12 protein-coding genes and 1 pseudogene are annotated in these 19662 nt (G+C 31.4%); 11 read left to right on the forward strand and 2 right to left on the reverse strand.

Annotation, left to right across the window (positions count from 1 at the left end; all coding sequences use genetic code 11):
- Positions 1-269 precede the first annotated feature (269 nt).
- The 7 genes from ACVBFA_RS10550 (at position 270) to ACVBFA_RS10580 (ending at position 11070) form a co-directional block, all read left to right on the forward strand.
- Positions 270-845 (forward strand): TVP38/TMEM64 family protein, encoded by a 576-nt coding sequence (locus tag ACVBFA_RS10550; RefSeq protein WP_002446053.1) that lies wholly within the window; start codon positions 270-272, stop codon positions 843-845.
- 3 nt (positions 846-848) lie between these two features.
- Positions 849-1370, forward strand: coding sequence for a signal peptidase I (gene lepB / locus ACVBFA_RS10555; RefSeq protein WP_002475136.1), 522 nt, complete (start codon positions 849-851; stop codon positions 1368-1370).
- A gap of 18 nt (positions 1371-1388) precedes the next feature.
- The gene (lepB, locus tag ACVBFA_RS10560; RefSeq protein ID WP_002446055.1) at positions 1389-1964 is read left to right on the forward strand and encodes a signal peptidase I; all 576 of its coding nucleotides are present in this window, start codon (positions 1389-1391) and stop codon (positions 1962-1964) included.
- Between the two features lie 120 nt (positions 1965-2084).
- Positions 2085-5555, forward strand: a complete 3471-nt coding sequence (addB, locus tag ACVBFA_RS10565; protein ID WP_126122273.1) for a helicase-exonuclease AddAB subunit AddB — start codon at positions 2085-2087, stop codon at positions 5553-5555.
- Positions 5552-9208 carry a helicase-exonuclease AddAB subunit AddA gene (gene addA / locus ACVBFA_RS10570; RefSeq protein ID WP_126122272.1) on the forward strand — a complete coding sequence of 1219 codons (3657 nt, stop codon included), beginning with the start codon at positions 5552-5554 and terminating at the stop codon, positions 9206-9208. The genes addB and addA overlap by 4 nt, the downstream gene beginning before the upstream one ends.
- Before the next feature lie 200 nt (positions 9209-9408).
- Positions 9409-10314: a fumarylacetoacetate hydrolase family protein gene (locus ACVBFA_RS10575; RefSeq protein WP_002446058.1), complete on the forward strand. Its 906-nt coding sequence runs from the start codon at positions 9409-9411 to the stop codon at positions 10312-10314.
- A 354-nt stretch (positions 10315-10668) separates the two neighbouring features.
- Positions 10669-11070: a YisL family protein gene (locus ACVBFA_RS10580; protein WP_001831989.1), complete on the forward strand. Its 402-nt coding sequence runs from the start codon at positions 10669-10671 to the stop codon at positions 11068-11070.
- Positions 11071-11271: 201 nt separating this feature from the next.
- On the opposite strand, the gene ACVBFA_RS10585 is transcribed toward ACVBFA_RS10580, so the two are convergent.
- Positions 11272-12588 (reverse strand): CoA-disulfide reductase, encoded by a 1317-nt coding sequence (locus tag ACVBFA_RS10585; RefSeq protein ID WP_126122271.1) that lies wholly within the window; start codon positions 12586-12588, stop codon positions 11272-11274.
- A gap of 77 nt (positions 12589-12665) precedes the next feature.
- Positions 12666-13487, reverse strand: coding sequence for a Cof-type HAD-IIB family hydrolase (locus ACVBFA_RS10590; RefSeq protein ID WP_002446060.1), 822 nt, complete (start codon positions 13485-13487; stop codon positions 12666-12668).
- A 112-nt stretch (positions 13488-13599) separates the two neighbouring features.
- On the opposite strand from ACVBFA_RS10590, the gene ACVBFA_RS10595 reads away from it, so the two are divergent.
- The 4 genes and pseudogenes from ACVBFA_RS10595 to ACVBFA_RS10610 form a co-directional block, all read left to right on the forward strand.
- Positions 13600-13908, forward strand: coding sequence for a metal-sulfur cluster assembly factor (locus ACVBFA_RS10595; RefSeq protein ID WP_001829290.1), 309 nt, complete (start codon positions 13600-13602; stop codon positions 13906-13908).
- Between the two features lie 373 nt (positions 13909-14281).
- Positions 14282-16105 (forward strand): acyltransferase family protein, encoded by a 1824-nt coding sequence (locus tag ACVBFA_RS10600; protein ID WP_002487476.1) that lies wholly within the window; start codon positions 14282-14284, stop codon positions 16103-16105.
- A gap of 210 nt (positions 16106-16315) precedes the next feature.
- A complete protein-coding gene (gene clpB / locus ACVBFA_RS10605) occupies positions 16316-18925 on the forward strand; it encodes an ATP-dependent chaperone ClpB (RefSeq protein WP_126122442.1) in 2610 nt (869 codons plus the stop codon).
- Positions 18926-19245: 320 nt separating this feature from the next.
- Positions 19246-19654 (forward strand): annotated as a pseudogene (locus ACVBFA_RS10610) (transposase); the annotation flags it as partial.
- Positions 19655-19662: the final 8 nt, after the last annotated feature.

A 19662-nucleotide genomic window follows, 5' to 3' on the forward strand; every position in this document is an offset into this window, starting at 1 on the left:
TATTATGTGTGTTAATAAGAGAAAATGAAAATTGAGTAACGTCAGACTAATAAAAAGTCAAATTCAGATAGGAAATAATAAATATTCACTTCATTAGATTTTTGATAAAGAATGAAATAGCAAAATTTGATGAATTAGATATCAATATATAAATTTTTAATTCCTACCTAAGTCTGATTTGTGTTGTTGACCTAATTTTAATGTTTCAAAAAACATCATTTACAACTATAATGAATAAGTAATACAACCCTAAGAAAGGATTTGATGTATTGTCGCTTTCTCAATTAGAAGAATGGTTTGACGCATTTCGACAATTCGGATATATTCCTGGGTTCATTATGCTTTATTTAAGAGCCATTGTACCTGTGTTGCCTCTCACTTTGTACGTCGTGCTATTAATACATGCGTATGGATTGTTTCCAGGTATAATTATCAGTTGGCTAGGTATCGTCTCAGGTACTTTTACTGTTTTTCTTATTTGCAAAAAATTTGTGAATACAATAAGAATGAAAAAATTAAAAAGTAGAAAGTCTGTTCAAAGGCTTATTAGCTTCATAGATAGACAAGGGCTTATCCCTTTATTCATATTATTATGCTTTCCATTTACACCCAATACATTAATAAATATTATTGCGAGCTTATCTCACATCAAAATAAAATATTACTTTTTGGTATTAGTTATTTCTAAATTGATTTCAATTACTATTCTAGGAGTAATGGGAAAAGAAATTTTCACCATATTTACTAATCCTTTAAGAGCGCTTATTATGATAGTGTTACTCGTAGTATTGTGGTTTATTAGTAAAAAGGTAGAAAAGTATTTTATGGGTTCTACCAAGGAGTAAAACATGAAACAATTGATTAAATATTTGATTTCCTTTACTTTTGCAATTATTATTGTAATATTCATTCAATCATTTATAATCGTAGGCGCTGTGATATCAAATAATAGCATGACACCTACCTTGCAAACGGGAGATAGAGTAATAGTTAATAAAATTAAAGTCACGTTTGACCTAATACAACGTGGTGATATAATCATGTACAGGCATAATAACAAAACTTATTTTAGCAGAATTATAGGAAAGCCTGGTGAGTCTGTGAGTATTAAATCACAGCGTATTTATATCGATGATAGACAAGTAAATGAACCATATATGAAAGATAGGCATATTAAAGACATTACATTAAGAGAAATTAAAAATTCTGATGGTGATACGATTCCACCGGGAGCATATTTTGTTTTAAATGATAATAATAACAAACATTCTGATTCAAGAACCTATGGTTTAATAGATAAGAAAGATATCATTGGAGATGTCAGTTTGAAATATTATCCATTTAAAGAATTTAACTATCAATTTAAATAACCAGAAGAGGTGTAGATTTTGAAAAAAGAAATTTTAGAGTGGGTTGTTGCCATAGCCGTTGCCATTGCACTTATAGCCTTAATCACTAAATTTGTTGGGAAGTCATATTCTATTAAAGGTGATTCAATGGATCCCACATTAAAAGATGGAGAGCGTGTAGTGGTAAATATTATTGGCTATAAATTAGGTGGCGTTGAAAAAGGAAATGTCATTGTATTTCATGCTAATAAAAAAGATGATTATGTTAAAAGAGTTATTGGAACTCCAGGTGATAGTGTTGAATATAAAAATGATACACTCTATGTTAATGGTAAAAAGCAATCAGAACCATACTTGAACTATAACGAGAAACGTAAGCAAACTGAGTATATCACAGGTAGTTTCAAAACAAAAAATTTACCAAATGCTAATCCTCAATCTAATGTTATTCCTAAAGGTAAATATTTAGTTTTGGGAGATAACCGTGAGGTAAGTAAAGATAGTCGTTCATTTGGTTTAATTGACAAAGACCAAATTGTTGGAAAGGTATCGCTTAGATATTGGCCTTTCAGTGAATTTAAATCTAACTTCAATCCAAATAACACTAAAAATTAAATATCAATCAACTTTGGAGATTTCTATTCATGCTTTTAAAAAAATAGAAATCTCTTTTTTGTTTTTCTTAGAAGATACACCTGTGTGATATGATTAATATTAAAGGAGTGAGGGAATGTTATGGAATTTAATACATATATTGGTCGAGCAGGTACAGGAAAGTCAACAGCCATGCTTACTCAAATAAAAAATAAAATGAAGCAAGACCCGCTGGGTGATCCTATAGTATTAATTGCACCTACGCAGAGTACTTTTCAATTAGAACAAGCATTTGTAAATGATTCCGAACTTCATGGTAGTTTGAGAACTGAAGTACTTCACTTTGAAAGATTGAGTCATCGTGTTTTTCAAGAAGTTGGTGGTTTAACAGAACAACGATTATCTAAGGCTGCTTTAGAAATGATGATTTTCCATATTGTTCAACAACATGAGTCTGATTTGAAATTGTATGCTTCACAAGCTCAATACTATGGTTTAAGTGAAAAGTTAGCTGAGCAAATTCAAGATTTTAAAAAATATAATGTCACTCCTGAGCACTTAGATCAATTGATAGATAATCATTCAATGCAAACGAGAACAAAACATAAATTAGAAGACATTTCTCTTATTTATAAACAATTAGAATCACGAATGAATGGAGAATTTATAACAACAGAGGATAGTTTGCAACAATTCATTGAAATACTATCTCAATCTCAGTGGATAAAAAAGGCTGAAGTATTTATTGATGGGTTTCATAATTTTTCTACATTGGAATATAGAATTATAGAAGCACTTGTTCAACACGCCAAACAGGTGACTGTGTTATTAACGACTGATGGCAGCCACCATCCATTTAGTTTGTTTAGAAAGTCATCTGAAGTTTTATCACATTTGGAGGATATCGCTAATCGTTTAAATATAAATCTAAATAAAACTTATTTTAATACATTTTATCGCTATAAAAATGATGATTTAAAGAATCTTGAAAATGGGTTTGATGCATTACAATTTACGCCTAAACATCATCAAAATCATGTTGAAATATTTGAATCTTCAAGTATGAGAGAAGAAATAAATGAAGTAGCTCGACGTATTTTAAAAGATGTCAGAGAAGCAGATTATAAATTCAGGGACATTGCTATATTATACCGTGATGAATCGTATGCATATCTATTCGAGTCAATACTTCCTTCATATGATATACCATTTAACATTGATACTAAAAAATCTATGACACATCATCCCATCATGGAAATGTTACGTTCTTTATTAGAAGTGATACGTTCAAATTGGCATATTAATGCAATGTTACGATTATTTAAAACGAATGTATTAACGTCTCAATTTAAAAGAAGTAGCTATTTAATTGATCTACTGGAAAATTTCGTTTTAGAACGTGGTATTTATGGTAAACGTTGGTTAGACGAAGATATCTTTAGTATTGATCAGTTTAGTAGAATGGGACGAAAATCACATCAACTAACTGAAGAACATCAAGCATTATACAAAGAAGTAATTAAACTTAAAAAGAATGTTATAGATAAAGTGTTATATTTCGAACAAGCTATGAATGAAGCACATACTGTTAAAGATTATGCTACGTCATTTTATGAAAGTTTAGAGTATTTTGAACTACCGAGTCAGTTAATGACTCAACGTGATGAATTAGAGTTGGCGGGTCTAACAGAAAAAGCCGAAGAAATTGACCAAGTATGGAACGGTTTAATACAAATTTTAGATGATTTAGTTACTGTATTTGATAATCAGGAAATGACACTTCAACAATTTTTAGATGTTTTTGATATAGGTTTAGAGCAATTAGAGTTTGTTATGATACCTCAAACTTTGGATCAAGTTAGTATAGGTACAATGGATTTAGCGAAAGTTGATAATAAAAAACATATTTATATGGTTGGGATGAATGATGGTATATTACCACAGACTGTATCTTCATCAAGTTTGATTACAGATGAAGAGAAGAAATATGTTGAGGACAATGCACATGTTGAATTAAGTCCAACTTCAGATATACTGCAAATGGATGAAGCGTTTGTTTGTTACATCGCTATGACAAGGAGTCAACAAAGCGTTACTTTTTCATATAGTTTAATGGGAAATTCTGGAGATGAGAAGGAAATTAGTCCTTTTTTAACGCAAATTAAAGAATTATTTTATGATTTAGAAATCACCAATCTACAAGATTTACATGAAGCGCAACCTTTATTAATGATGCAACATTCACATCAAACAAAAATTCAGCTTTTTGAATATTTAAGAGGTTGGTTAGACCATGAAGACATCGATATTCGTTGGTTGGATGCATATTTAGCTATTCGAGACGATGATCAATTAAATCAAGGTTTAGATTATCTTACTACGTCATTGACATATGATAACGAAACTGTCCAATTAAATGAAACTTTATCACAACAACTTTATGGTAAAACTATCAACGCTAGTGTGTCTCGTTTTGAAGGTTATCAACAATGTCCTTTTAAACATTATGCTTCGCATGGTTTACGATTAAATGAACGCACTAAATATGAATTACAAAATTTTGACTTAGGAGATATTTTCCATTCAGTTTTAAAATATATTTCCGATCGAATTTATGGTAACTTCAAGAATTTAGATACAAAGAATATTCAATCACTGACTAAAGAAGCATTAGAACTTATTTTACCTAAAGTACAGTTTAATTTGTTAAATTCATCTGCGTATTATAAATATTTATCTAAAAAGATTGGATCAATCGTTGAAACAACTTTAAAGGCACTTAAATATCAAGGGGATTACTCTAAATTTGTGCCCCAACGATTTGAAACAGGATTTAGAAAATCACCTAAAAACAAAGATGAACTTGTTGCACAACCACTGATTACCGATCAGGGAATTCCGATTAAAATAAGAGGTCAAATCGATCGTATTGATACATATACAAAAGGTGATCATAGTTATGTCAATATCATTGATTATAAATCTTCAGAAAGTAGTGCAACACTCGATTTAACAAAAGTTTATTATGGTTTGCAAATGCAAATGATGACCTACATGGATATTGTATTACAAAACAAAGAACGTTTAGGTCTTACAGATATTGTGAAACCAGGGGGGCTACTTTATTTCCATGTCCATGAACCGCGTATTAAATTTAAAAGTTGGGCAGATATAGATGAAGACCAATTTCAAAAAGACTATATCAAAAACTTTAAAATGAGCGGTTTACTTAATCGTGATCAAGAAGTGTTAGATGCTTTTGATATTAGACTTGAACCAAAGTATAATTCGGATATTGTTCCAATAGCATTAACAGCTAAAGGCGCTATAAATCAGCGTAGTAGTAAAGTAGCTGATGAAAACATCATTTATCAATTGATAGAACATAATAAGAAGAATTTTATCGAGACAGCCACCCACATTATGGATGGACATACTGAAGTGGCACCCTTGAAGTACAAACAAGTATTACCTTGTCAATTTTGTAATTATAAATCAGTTTGTCATGTAGACGGATTAATAGATAGTAAGCGTTATAGAATGGTAGATGAATCGATAAAACCATTAGATTTAATTGAACAATTAAGAACTGAAGGTGGTGAAAAGACATGATTCCAACTAAACCACAAGATGTGATTTGGACAGATGCACAATGGCAAAGTATTTATGCGAAAGGTCAGGACATACTTGTTGCTGCTGCAGCAGGTTCCGGTAAAACAGCCGTTCTAGTTGAGCGTATTATACAACGTATACTAAGAGATGATGTAGATGTAGATCGGTTACTAGTTGTAACATTTACGAATTTAAGCGCACGTGAGATGAAGCACCGAGTTGATAAACGTATACAGGAAGCATCTTTTAAGGATCCCAACAATGAACATTTAAAGAATCAGCGCATCAAAATTCATCAAGCACAGATTTCGACTTTACACAGTTTCTGTTTGAAATTGATTCAGCAGCATTATGATGTATTAGATATCGACCCTCATTTTAGAACAAGTAGTGAAGCGGAAAATATATTATTATTAGAACAAACTATTGATGATGTTTTAGAACAACACTATGATAAATTAGATCCTCACTTTATAGAATTAACCGAACAATTATCATCAGATAGGAATGATGATCAATTTAGAAGTATTATTAAGCAGTTATATTTTTTCAGTATTGCTAATCCACAACCATTTGAATGGCTCAATCAATTAGCGCAACCATACAAAGAAGAGAATAAACAGCAACAATTAATGCAGCTTATCAATGATTTAGCAATGATTTTTATGAAAGCAGGATATGAAGAATTACAAAAATGTTATGATTTATTCTCAATGATGGAAAGTGTTGATAAGCAACTTGAAGTTGTTGAAACTGAACGCATGTTTATTACTAAAGCCATTGAAGGTAAAGTATTAAATACAGATGTTATCACACAACATGAATTTATGAGTCGTTTTCCTGCAATAAATAGCAAAATAAAAGAAGCAAATGAAGGCATGGAAGATGCTTTAAATGAAGCAAAACAACATTATGATAAATATAAATCTTTAGTTATGAAAGTAAAAAATGATTACTTTTCTAGAAATGCAGATGATTTGAAAAGAGATATGCAACAACTTGCACCTCGAGTGGCTTATTTAGCTCAAATAGTTCAAGATGTGATACATTCATTTGGTGTTCAAAAACGAAGTCGTAATATTTTGGATTTCTCAGATTATGAACATTTTGCATTACGCATTCTTACTAACGAAGATGGCTCACCTTCGCGTATCGCTGAAACGTATCGTGAACATTTTAAAGAAATCCTAGTTGATGAGTATCAAGATACTAATAGGGTGCAAGAGAAAATATTATCTTGTATTAAAACTGGTGAAGAACACGACGGTAACTTGTTCATGGTTGGAGATGTGAAGCAGTCTATTTATAAATTTAGACAAGCTGATCCCAGTTTATTTATTGAAAAATATAATCGCTTTTCTAGTAGTGGAACTGACAGTGGCTTGCGCATTGACTTATCGCAAAACTTTCGTTCGAGACAGGAAGTGTTATCTACAACCAATTATTTGTTCAAACATATGATGGATGAACAAGTAGGAGAAATTTCATATGATGATGCAGCGCAATTGTATTTTGGTGCACCATATGACAAAGTTTCACATCCCGTTCAATTACGAGCACTTGTTGAGGAAAATTCAGAAAATAGTGACTTAACTGGAAGTGAACAAGAAGCGAATTACATTGTTGAACAAGTTAAAGATATTATTAATCATCAAAACGTATACGATATGAAAACAGGTCAATACAGAAAAGCAACTTATAAAGATATCGTAATTTTGGAGAGAAGTTTTGGTCAAGCTCGTAATCTTCAACAAGCTTTTAAAAATAATGATATCCCTTTTCACGTAAATAGTAAGGAAGGGTATTTTGAGCAAACTGAAGTACGTCTTGTTCTTTCATTTTTAAGAACAATAGATAATCCACTTCAAGACATTTATTTAGTGGGATTGATGCGTTCTGTAATATATCAATTTACTGAAGAAGAATTAGCCAAAATAAGAGTTGTAAGCCCTCATGATGATTACTTTTATCAATCTATAAAAAATTATATGATTGATGAAAAAGCTGATTCTAGATTGGTTGACAAGTTAAATCGTTTTATTCAGGATATACAAAAGTATCAAAATTATAGTCAAAGTCAACCGGTCTACCAATTAATTGATAAATTTTATAATGATCATTTTGTAATTCAGTACTTTAGCGGTCTCATTGGAGGTAAAGGTAGAAGAGCGAATCTATATGGGCTATTTAATAAAGCTGTTGAATTTGAAAATTCAAGTTTCAGAGGTTTATTCCAATTTATTCGTTTTATTGATGAGCTTATTGATCGTAAGAAAGATTTTGGTGAAGAAAATGTCGTAGGTCCTAACGATAATGTGGTTAGAATGATGACGATTCATAGTAGTAAAGGATTAGAATTTCCATTTGTAATTTACTCAGGATTATCTAAAAAATTCAACAAAGGTGACCTGAATGCACCAGTTATTCTAAATCAACAATATGGTTTAGGTATGGATTATTTTGATGTAAATAAAGATATGGCTTTTCCTTCGCTTGCTTCTGTGGCATATAGAGCAATAAATGAAAAAGAACTCATATCTGAAGAAATGCGCTTAGTCTATGTTGCGTTGACGCGAGCAAAAGAGCAACTTATTTTAGTTGGAAGAGTCAAAGATGAAAAATCATTAATTAAATATGAACAATTAGCTGTTTCAGACACACATATAGCAGTTAATGAACGCCTTACCGCTACAAATCCATTTGTTCTTATTTATGGTATTTTGGCTAAGCATCAATCGGCTTCATTGCCAAATGATCAAAGATTCGAAAGAGATATTGATCAATTAAATTCTGAAGTGAAGCCACGTGTATCAATAGTGATTGATCATTACGAGGATGTTTCAACTGAAGAAGTAGTTAATGATAATGAAATAAGAACTATCGAAGAATTAAAGGCCATAAATACTGGTAATGAAGATGTGAAAATTAAAATTCATCAACAGCTTTCTTATGACTACCCTTTTAAAGTTAGCACGATGAAACCATCTAAACAGTCGGTATCAGAGTTAAAACGCCAGTTAGAAACTGAAGAAAGTAATACAAATTATGATAGAGTACGTCAATATCGTATTGGTGTTGCATCTTATGAAAGACCCAAGTTTCTTACTCAAACCAAAAAAAGAAAAGCAAATGAAATAGGAACTTTAATGCATACAGTCATGCAACATTTACCTTTTAGAGAACAACGTTTAACAAAAGACGAATTACTTCAATATATCGATGGATTGATTGACAAACAACTTATTGATGAAGATGCAAAAGAGGATATTAGAATAGATGAGATTATGCATTTCATTGATGGACCTCTCTATATGGAAATAGCTCAAGCTGACAATGTTTATACTGAATTACCTTTTGTGGTAAATCAAATTAAAGTTGATGGACTTACAAGTGAAGATGAAGATGTATCCATTATTCAAGGTATGATTGATTTAATATATGAAAGTGACGGACAATTTTACTTTGTTGATTACAAAACGGATGCCTTTAATAGAAGAAAAGGTATGAGTGATGAAGAAATAGGGAATCAGCTCAAAGAAAAATATCAGATACAAATGACATATTATCGAAATACTTTAGAAACAATACTTAAACGACCTGTTAAGGGTTATTTATATTTTTTCAAATTTGGTACATTAGAAATAGATAATTAAAATTCAAAGTTACTTTGATAAAGTGGGAAACAATAGGCCGTGCTTTCATCCTAACCAAGAAAACACGGCTTTACTGTATATATATGTCTGTTATTAAGATTACAAATAAACTTTCTTAATTTTCTTACTTATATATTTGTTATTTGAACTTAGATATAGTTATAATATGAAATAAGATATAGATGAGGAGTTGATTATGAATGAAATTTCTATCATTCAAACATAATGACAGAACTTCATATGGTGTTAAAGTAAAACGTGAAGATGCTGTTTGGGATTTACCAATGGTTTTTGCTGAGTTTGGGGACAAAGACTTTAATCCTAAAACTTTAATTGCAGGTCTACAGCAAAATCAAACTTTAGACTTTCAAGAGCAAGTTCGAAAAGCAGTTGTCGCAGCTGAAGAAAGTGGAAGAGATGAGGAATTTAAATTTTTATTCACTGATATTGATTTTCTACCACCAGTGACACCTCCTAATAATGTGATTGCATTTGGTAGAAATTATGAAGATCATGCTAGTGAATTAAATCATGAAGTTGATAGTTTATATGTATTTACCAAAGCGGCTTCATCTTTAACTGGTGATGAAGCAACAATTCCTAATCATAAAGATATTACAGAACAATTGGACTATGAGGGAGAACTTGGAATTGTAATTGGAAAATCAGGCGAAAAGATTCCTAGAGGATTAGCTTTAGATTATATTTATGGGTACACAATTATCAATGATATTACAGATCGCACTGCACAAAGTTCACATGATCAAGCATTCTTATCAAAAAGTTTAACTGGGGCATGCCCAATGGGTCCTTATATAGTAACCAAAGACGAATTACCTACGCCAGAGAATGTAAATATCGTAACAAAAGTGAATAACGAAATTCGACAAGATGGTAACACTGGAGAGATGATTTTAAAAATAGATGAACTCATCGAAAAGATTTCAAAATATGTGGCTTTACATCCAGGCGATATCATTGCAACTGGTACACCCGCTGGTGTGGGTGCTGGTTTACAACCACCACAATTTTTACAACCAGGTGATGAAGTCAAAGTAACTATAGATAATATTGGCACTTTAACAACATATATATCTAAAAATTAAGAGTTATACAATGATTTAAAAAGTTAAATGGGCGTGGAGTAAATATGTTACTCCCTAAGCCCTAACTTGCTTTGTCTGTAAAATTTTAGTGTAATTCTATGTGTTGAGCGTTGGAATTCAATTTGCTTATTTTGAAATTTCTGTTCAAAAAATAGATATTAATACATTTTTAATTCAGTCATCGAATGACTATTTGTTAAGAAAGTCTGGGATATTATTTGTATCCTAGACTTTCTTGTATATTTATCAAAATATTTATTATTTTAATTATTGATAAAAATTAAAGTTATGGCATCATCAAATATTTAGAAATATGTTATGATGATTTAGAAATAAAAAGATGGGGGGACAAACATGTTACATGTCCATATTTTAAGTTGGGTATTAGCAATTATTTTATTTATCGCAACTTATTTAAATTATTCAAAAACGCAAGGTGCATCACCTTATTATAAACCTTTACATATGGCATTAAGATTATTCATGCTATTAACATTAATTTCTGGTTTTTGGGAATTAATCGAAGAGTTTATGGCTGCCTCTAATGGTGAAGGTGGAAATCATATGCTACTTACTTTAAAAATGTTATGTGGTTTAGCTGTTATCGCATTTATGGAAATTTCCATTGCTAAAAGAAAAAAACAACAGACTAGCCATAAATTCTTTTGGATTACTATTATTTTAATCATAATTACAATGGCTATTGGTGTTATTTTACCTTGGGGCCCAATTTCTAAAATATTTGGAATAAGTTAAACATGCTTGGATACAATTGCGTATGATTTATATTTATTGAAGTATGACCATCATATTATTCCTAAATGAAAGACCAAAATGAATTCTTTTAAAAATTCATTTTGGTCTTTTTATATGAAAATGATAGGTTCATTTTTTTCCTAAATAGTCACTCTTGTTATTTCTCCCGTACTATTCATAAATTATGATTTGTGTGGAATGTTATTGTGCTTTATACCCAATTAAATTAATTAAATCTTTTGGATGACTATAGGGAGGGGCATATGCTACTTCAAATTCTGTTAAATCATCCACAGTAGCATGATTCATCATTGCCATTGATAATACGTCTATTCTTTTATCAGCACCTTGTTTACCAACTGCTGCTGCGCGTAAAAGTTTTCTCGAGTCTTTTTCAAAATAAACACGTAAATGTAGTGGCGAATTTCCTGGGTAATATCCAGCATGAGCGCCTTGCTTAACTTCAACCATATCATAATTGAAATTTTTAAGTTCATTTGGTTTGATGCCAACACTTGCTAATGTAAAGTCAAAAAATTTCACTATATTATTTCCTAGATAACCTTTAAAGTGAATAGACGAATTTCCAGAAAGTTGTTCAGCTATAATACTTGCACCACGGTGTGCTCCCCAAGCAAGTGGAACCTGTGCCGGTAAATTCACATGACGATAATGTGAAGTAATAACATCACCTAATGCATAAATATTTGGTATATTTGTTTGGAAATTATGATTTACTGGGATATAACCTTTATCATCTAGTATGACGTTAGATGATTTAATAAATTGTGAATTTGGATGCGTACCTACACCTTCGATAATAAGATCATAGTTTTCAACTTTACCAGATGTGAATGTTACTTCATGTCCATTGACTTGACTAATTTCTTCGTTAAATCTATAAGTGATATTTCTTTTTTCTATTTCGTCGATGATGGGTTGATTCATATCTTGATCCATCAGTTTATTAATATTTGTAGAGCGATGAATCCATGTGACATCCAAACCTCTATGATGTAAATTTTCAAGAATTTCTAAAGAGATGTACCCCGCGCCAACAACAAGTGCACGTTGTGCTTTAGTATTCGTAATAAAGGTATCAATTGCCTCAGTATCTTCGAGATTTCGCACAGTAAATGAGATATCACTATGAGTGTTTAATCGGTTTGCAGATGCGCCAGGACTTAAAATCAATGTATCGTAACTTTCTTCAAAAGTTTGATTAGTTTGATGATTTAAGACAGTAACTGTTTGTCTTTTATCATTGATTTGTATAACTTCATGGTATGTTTTTACTGTGATATGCTTTTTGTCATAAAATTGATCAGGCGTATATGCTAAAACTTTACGACGGTCCTCGATAACGTTGCCAATATAATAAGGTAATGCACAATTGGCAAAGCTCATATCTCTATCTTTTTCAAAAACAATGATTTCACTCTCTTTATCTAATCTTCGAATTTGACTTGCACAAGTCGCACCACCAGCAACTGCACCGACTATTATAATTTTATTCATAGCTGTCTCTCCTTTATATATGTATGATATTAGAAAACGTATACCTTTTTAATCATCACTTGGATTGTTTATTCAACTTAATAATAACGCATTTTTAAATTAAAAAAGTCATTTAAATAACGACCTATGCCGTCCTCATTATTACTATACGTAATATTATTTGCTATTTCTTTTAAGTCTTTTAAGCCATTATCCATTGCAATGCCATGGGTCGCATACTTTATCATTTCTATATCATTGTCCTCATCACCAAACGCAATGATATGATCGTCGGCGATATTTAAATAGTTTTGAACATGTTTAATTCCACGTGCTTTGTTGATTCCGCGTTTCACAATTTCTATGACTGGGAAAGGGGCACCCCAACGGCGATGTTCGATATTCTCTGCATAAAAATGGGTTAACATATCTTTAATTTCAGGAATATTTTCTTCTTCTGCTTCAACAAGTAGTGACGTAGGTGCCTCATTAAGATTTTCTAGTAAATTCCCCGTTTGAATTTTAGGATTCCCCATAGAAAAACCTTCAAAAAGTCTTGGATCATAACTATTGATAAAGACATAATCTTTTACTTCGGCAATGATATTTGTAATATGAGATTGTTGAAGCGCTGTAATAATATTTTTAGAAATTTCAACATCTAGTACTTCGTGTATCACTTCGAAATCATTTGCTTTTGGGTGATGCACAAATGCGCCATTAAAATTAACCACAGGTGTGTTCATATTGAGTTCATGATAATACATCTGGCTCGCACGATAAGGTCTTCCAGTAGCAATCATAACGTAGTGTCCACATTGTTGTAATTCGGTTAATACTTGTTTAGTGTAAGGTGAGATTTCTTTATTGTCATTTAATAATGTACCATCTAGATCTAGACAAATTAAATAAGGTTGCATATATTACTCCTTGTGTTGTTAATTATCATGTAACAGTATCATAGCATTTTATTGGCGTTTTGTCGGATATTTGATATATTGGTGTAAAGAAAATTTTAAAGAGGTGATACTGATGGAAGAAGCACTAAAAGATAGTATCTTAGGCGCTCTTGAAATGGTAATAGATCCTGAGTTAGGGATAGATATCGTTAATTTAGGTTTAGTATATAAAGTTGATGTTGATGATGAAGGTTTATGTACAGTTGAAATGACATTAACTTCGATGGGATGTCCATTAGGACCACAAATTATTGAACAAGTTAAGAGCGTTCTAGCTGAGATACCGGAAATTTCTGATACAGAAGTAATGATTGTATGGAGTCCACCATGGAATAAAGATATGATGTCTCGTTATGCCAAAATAGCTTTAGGCATCGGATAATTGAAAGGATAGCTACTCATTGTTTTGAGAAATGATGTAGCTATTCTTTTTATCTTTATAAAAGGAAATTCAAAATACAATATTGTATTTTGATTTAATATTTTTATAAATTAGCTCTACAATAAAATTGAATTAGTATTACAAATGTATTACAATATTTAAGACTTATAACCTTTTAACGAGGCATATCTTATAAAGTATATTCATTAATAACATAGCAGGGATGGTTGTAATCTAAAGAATGACCTTGTTAATTTAATAAGGATAAGATTTGTTTAAATAAATTGATTAGAAATAATAGCGTGCGTCTAATGAAAATGATTAAAAAATACGCGTCTTATAAAATTTATTATTATTAGGGAAGAATGTAACAATGAGAAAAAAATTAAATAATGAATATCGCTCTGCTAAAAAAATGCGATATATGCCTGGATTAGATGGTTTGCGAGCAATTGCAGTCATTGGTATTATTATTTATCACTTGAATAAACAATGGTTAACAGGTGGTTTTTTAGGCGTAGATACTTTTTTTGTTATTTCAGGTTATTTGATTACGAGCTTATTACTCAAAGAGTATGAAGATACTGGAACAATAAATCTTAAAAATTTCTGGATTCGTCGTATAAAAAGGTTATTACCAGCGGTATTCGCATTAATAGTAGTTGTTGGAATTGCAACTTTATTATTCCACCCTGAGCATATTGTAAGAGTTAAACATGATATGATAGCAGCAATATTTTACGTATCTAATTGGTGGTATATTGCTAAAGATGTCAATTATTTCGAGCAATTTTCTTTTATGCCTTTAAAGCACCTATGGTCACTAGCCATTGAAGAGCAGTTTTACCTCTTTTTCCCAGCAGTACTCTTATTACTTATGGCTATAGTTAAGAAAAAGAAAAATGTCATACTGATGTTTTGGATTATATCTTTGGTTTCATTATTAATGATGGTTGTTATTTCTCAACCTCACTTGAACCATTCAAGAGTATATTTTGGAACTGATACAAGATTGCAGACATTGCTTTTAGGTGTACTTCTAGCATTTATCTGGCCACCTTTTAAATTAAATCCCAATCCACCTAAAGGATTAAAAACTGTGATTAATAGTGCGGGTATTATAGGACTTACATTTTTAATTCTATTATTCTTTACTGTTAGTGATGAAAGTGATTGGATTTATAATGGTGGATTTTATCTTATTTCAACAATGACTTTGCTAATTATTGCAAGTGTTGTTCATCCAACTACAATTTTAGCTAAGTTATTAGGAAATCCTGTATTTGTTTATATTGGAAAGCGATCATACAGTTTGTACTTGTGGCATTTCCCAATAATGAGTTTTGTTCATAGCTATTTTATTGATGGTCAAATGCCAACATATGTTTATATTTTGGACATCATTCTTACAGTTTTATTTGCAGAATTATCATTTAAATATGTAGAAACACCATTGAGAAAGCAAGGTTTTAAGGCTTTTGCAATTAAAAAAACATACAAACCTCAATTTATTAGAACTATTGTAACGCTTGTTATACTTTTACCTACTATTTTCATTTTAATAGGCGTTTTCGATAAGTTTGGAAAAGATACCATATCGAACAAAGCGCAAACATTTAATACCGATGAGGCTGATCAATATCTTATTCACATGATACCGATTGATAATATTTCGTTAACAAGCGATGGTAAAACTAAAGCGAATACAAAAGATAATGATGTATATACGCAAATTAAGCCGTTATTAATTGGTGATTCAGTTATGGTAGATATAGGGGAACAATTTAAAACGAAAGTACCCAAAGCTAAAATCGATGGCAAAGTCGGTCGTCAACTCTATCAGGCCGAGAGCCTCGTTAATCAACAATATAAGCAATATCGTAAACCAACAGATCAAGTCATACTTGAGCTAGGTACAAATGGTGATTTTACTAAAGAACAATTAGATCAGTTGATTGGTAAATTTGGAAAGGCACAAGTATATCTTGTAAATACGAGAGTGCCACGATCATATGAAAACCATGTTAATACGTTGATGGCAGAAGCGGCTAAAGATAAAAAGAATGTAACTCTAATTGATTGGTATAGTCGCTCAAAAGGGCATACAGAGTATTTTGCTCCAGACGGCATCCATCTTGAAAATGATGGCGTAGAGGCATTGACAGATGAAATATTGAAAAGTATAAAAAAGAAATAATATATTAATTAAAGAGGAAGAACTCTATTCATTTAGAATTGAGTTCTTCCTCTTTTTTTACTTGATTATCATAATAAAATGAAAAACATGAGCAATTAATGTTGATTTAATGATGAGAAGGGTCTATAATATAATTAAGGTCAAAGAAAGTCAAAGTCAAATTTATTTTTCTATACTTTGACCCACTCTGAATGATAGAGGTGAAATAAATTGGATATTAATCAAATGACATATGCTGTACAAGGTGCCTTACAAAAAGCAGTCGCGTACAGTAAAGAATATGAATTACAAAATATTGAAATTGAAGCTTTATTAAAAGCTACGATGAATGAAAATGATAGTTTATTTAAAAGTATATTAGAAAGAGCAAATATTGATGTTAATCAACTAGAACAAGCATACGATAATCAATTAAGTCATTATCCAACTGTACAAGGAGACAATGTTCAGTATGGACAGTATATTAGTTCTAAAACAAATGAATTATTAGACAAAGCCGAGAAATATATGAAGTCCTATGAAGATGAGTTTATTTCTATGGAACATATATTACGTGCAGCCATAGATACTGATGAGACTACTCAAAAATGGGTCGGCAATAAAGCAGAAGTCATTAAAGAAATTATAACTAAAGTTAGAGGGGGAAATCATGTGACATCTCAAAATCCAGAAGTTAATTATGAAGCTTTAGAAAAATATGGTCGTGATCTTGTAGAAGAAGTACGTCAAGGTAAAATGGACCCTGTTATCGGTAGAGATGAAGAAATACGTAATACAATTCGTATTTTAAGTCGAAAAACAAAAAATAATCCGGTTTTAATCGGTGAACCAGGTGTAGGTAAAACTGCAATTGTTGAGGGTTTAGCACAACGAATTGTACGTAAAGACGTTCCAGAATCATTACTCGATAAAACAATTTTCGAGCTTGATTTAAGTGCATTAGTTGCAGGTGCAAAATATAGAGGTGAATTTGAAGAACGTTTAAAAGCAGTATTGAAAGAAGTAAAAGAATCTGAAGGTCGAATCATCTTATTCATTGATGAAATTCATATGTTAGTAGGTGCTGGTAAAACAGATGGTGCTATGGACGCAGGAAACATGTTGAAACCAATGCTTGCGCGTGGTGAATTGCATTGTATAGGTGCTACGACATTAAATGAATATCGTGAATATATTGAAAAAGATTCAGCATTAGAACGTCGTTTCCAAAAAGTTAGTGTCAGTGAACCTGATGTTGAGGATACAATATCAATTTTACGTGGTCTAAAAGAACGTTATGAGGTCTACCATGGTGTACGTATACAAGACCGTGCACTTGTTGCAGCGGCTGAGTTATCTGATAGATATATTACCGATAGATTTTTGCCAGATAAAGCTATAGATTTAGTCGACCAAGCGTGTGCGACAATACGTACAGAAATGGGATCAAATCCAACAGAGTTAGACCAAGTAAATCGTCGAGTAATGCAATTAGAAATTGAAGAAAGTGCCTTGAAAAATGAATCTGATAACGCAAGTAAACATCGTTTAGAAGAACTTCAAGAGGAATTATCTAATGAAAAAGAAAAACAAGCCTCTTTAAAATCACGTGTTGAACAAGAAAAAGAAAAAATTGCTAAAGTACAAGAAAAACGTGCTGAACTAGATAGTAGTCGTCAAGCTCTTGAAGATGCACAAACAGAAGGTAATCTTGAAAAAGCAGCAGAATTACAATATGGTACAATTCCGCAATTAGAAAAAGAATTGCAAGAATTTGAGGAAGCCTTTCAAGATGAAACTGGCGAAGATAGTGAAAGAATGATTCGTGAAGTCGTTTCAGATGAAGAAATAGGCGACATAGTTAGTCAATGGACAGGTATACCCGTGTCTAAACTTGTGGAAACAGAAAGAGAAAAGCTATTAAGTTTAAGTGACATCTTACACAAACGTGTAGTAGGTCAAGATAAAGCAGTTGATTTAGTATCTGACGCAGTAGTTAGAGCACGTGCTGGGATTAAAGATCCGAATAGACCAATCGGAAGTTTCTTATTCTTAGGACCTACTGGAGTAGGTAAAACTGAATTAGCAAAATCGCTTGCTTCATCACTTTTTGATTCTGAAAAACATATGATTAGAATTGATATGAGCGAATATATGGAAAAACATGCTGTATCACGTTTAATTGGTGCACCTCCAGGCTATGTAGGCCATGATGAAGGTGGTCAATTAACTGAAGCAGTTAGACGTAATCCATACTCAGTTATTTTGTTAGACGAAGTTGAAAAAGCACATAGCGATGTTTTTAATGTATTACTTCAAATACTAGATGAAGGTCGTCTTACGGATTCAAAAGGTAGAAGTGTTGACTTTAAAAATACTATTATCATCATGACTAGTAATATTGGTTCACAAGTATTACTTGAAAATGTAAAAGATGCTGGTGAAATTAGTGATGATACAGAGAAAGCAGTTATGGACAGTCTACATGCATACTTCAAACCTGAAATATTAAATCGTATGGATGATATCGTGTTATTTAAACCATTATCAGTTAACGATATGAGTATGATTGTAGATAAAATTTTAATACAATTAAATATGAGATTATTAGATCAACATATCTCAATTGAAGTGACAGAAGAAGCGAAAAAATGGCTAGGTGAAGAAGCATATGAACCACAATTTGGTGCAAGACCATTAAAACGCTTTGTTCAACGACAAATAGAAACTCCAATTGCACGTATGATGATTAAAGAAAGTCTACCTGAAGGTACAATCATTAAAGTAGATTTAAATGACAATAAAGAACTTGACTTTAAGGTTGTTAAACCTACGTCTTAATCTAGAACAATATTAATTTGTAAAATAAAAAAAGGCTGGGATATAATTCCTAGCAAAATAGCCAGTAAATGAGTTTTTTATAAATTCATTTACTGGCTTCTTTATTTACAATACTACGTATTGTTGGCTCGCTTTCTTAGGGGACAGCTTCAGCCTGTCCTGTTCTCTCAAGAGTCTCGCCAAAATACTTTTTATATGTAATTTTACATTGAAATACTTAAAAAATAAGGCCCTTTCGTATAATTTAATAAATACCACTAAACTAAATTAATGAGGTGTCTTATGCACAAAGATTATAACATGACTCAACTTACTCTACCATAGGATTTAAAAGATATGCCTATCGTCATGATAAATATAGTTTTAAACGAGACTTGAAATTATATGAATGTGATGATTGTTCAGAATGTTCTCTGAAACAACAATGTATGAACTTCAAATCAAAAAAAAAAAACCTTATACAGTCAAAGAAACATCGATGTGGAGCCTGATTTTGGATTTATGAAGGCTATTTTGGGTTTCACTAGAATGTCCGTTTAAGGGATAAATAAAGCCTAAAGAGAACTAGGATTTGTGCTAATGGCACTTAATATAAGAAAAGTAACAGCTCAACGAGCTGAAAATATTCAAAAAATAATAAAAAAAGACAATTTCTATATTATTTCAATAGAAATTGTCTTTTTTTATTTATCTTGGAACTTTATGTCCCAGCCTCTTTCCTACGATTAGTCAAGTAT

Source organism: Staphylococcus sp. MSU001, from assembly GCF_052976705.1.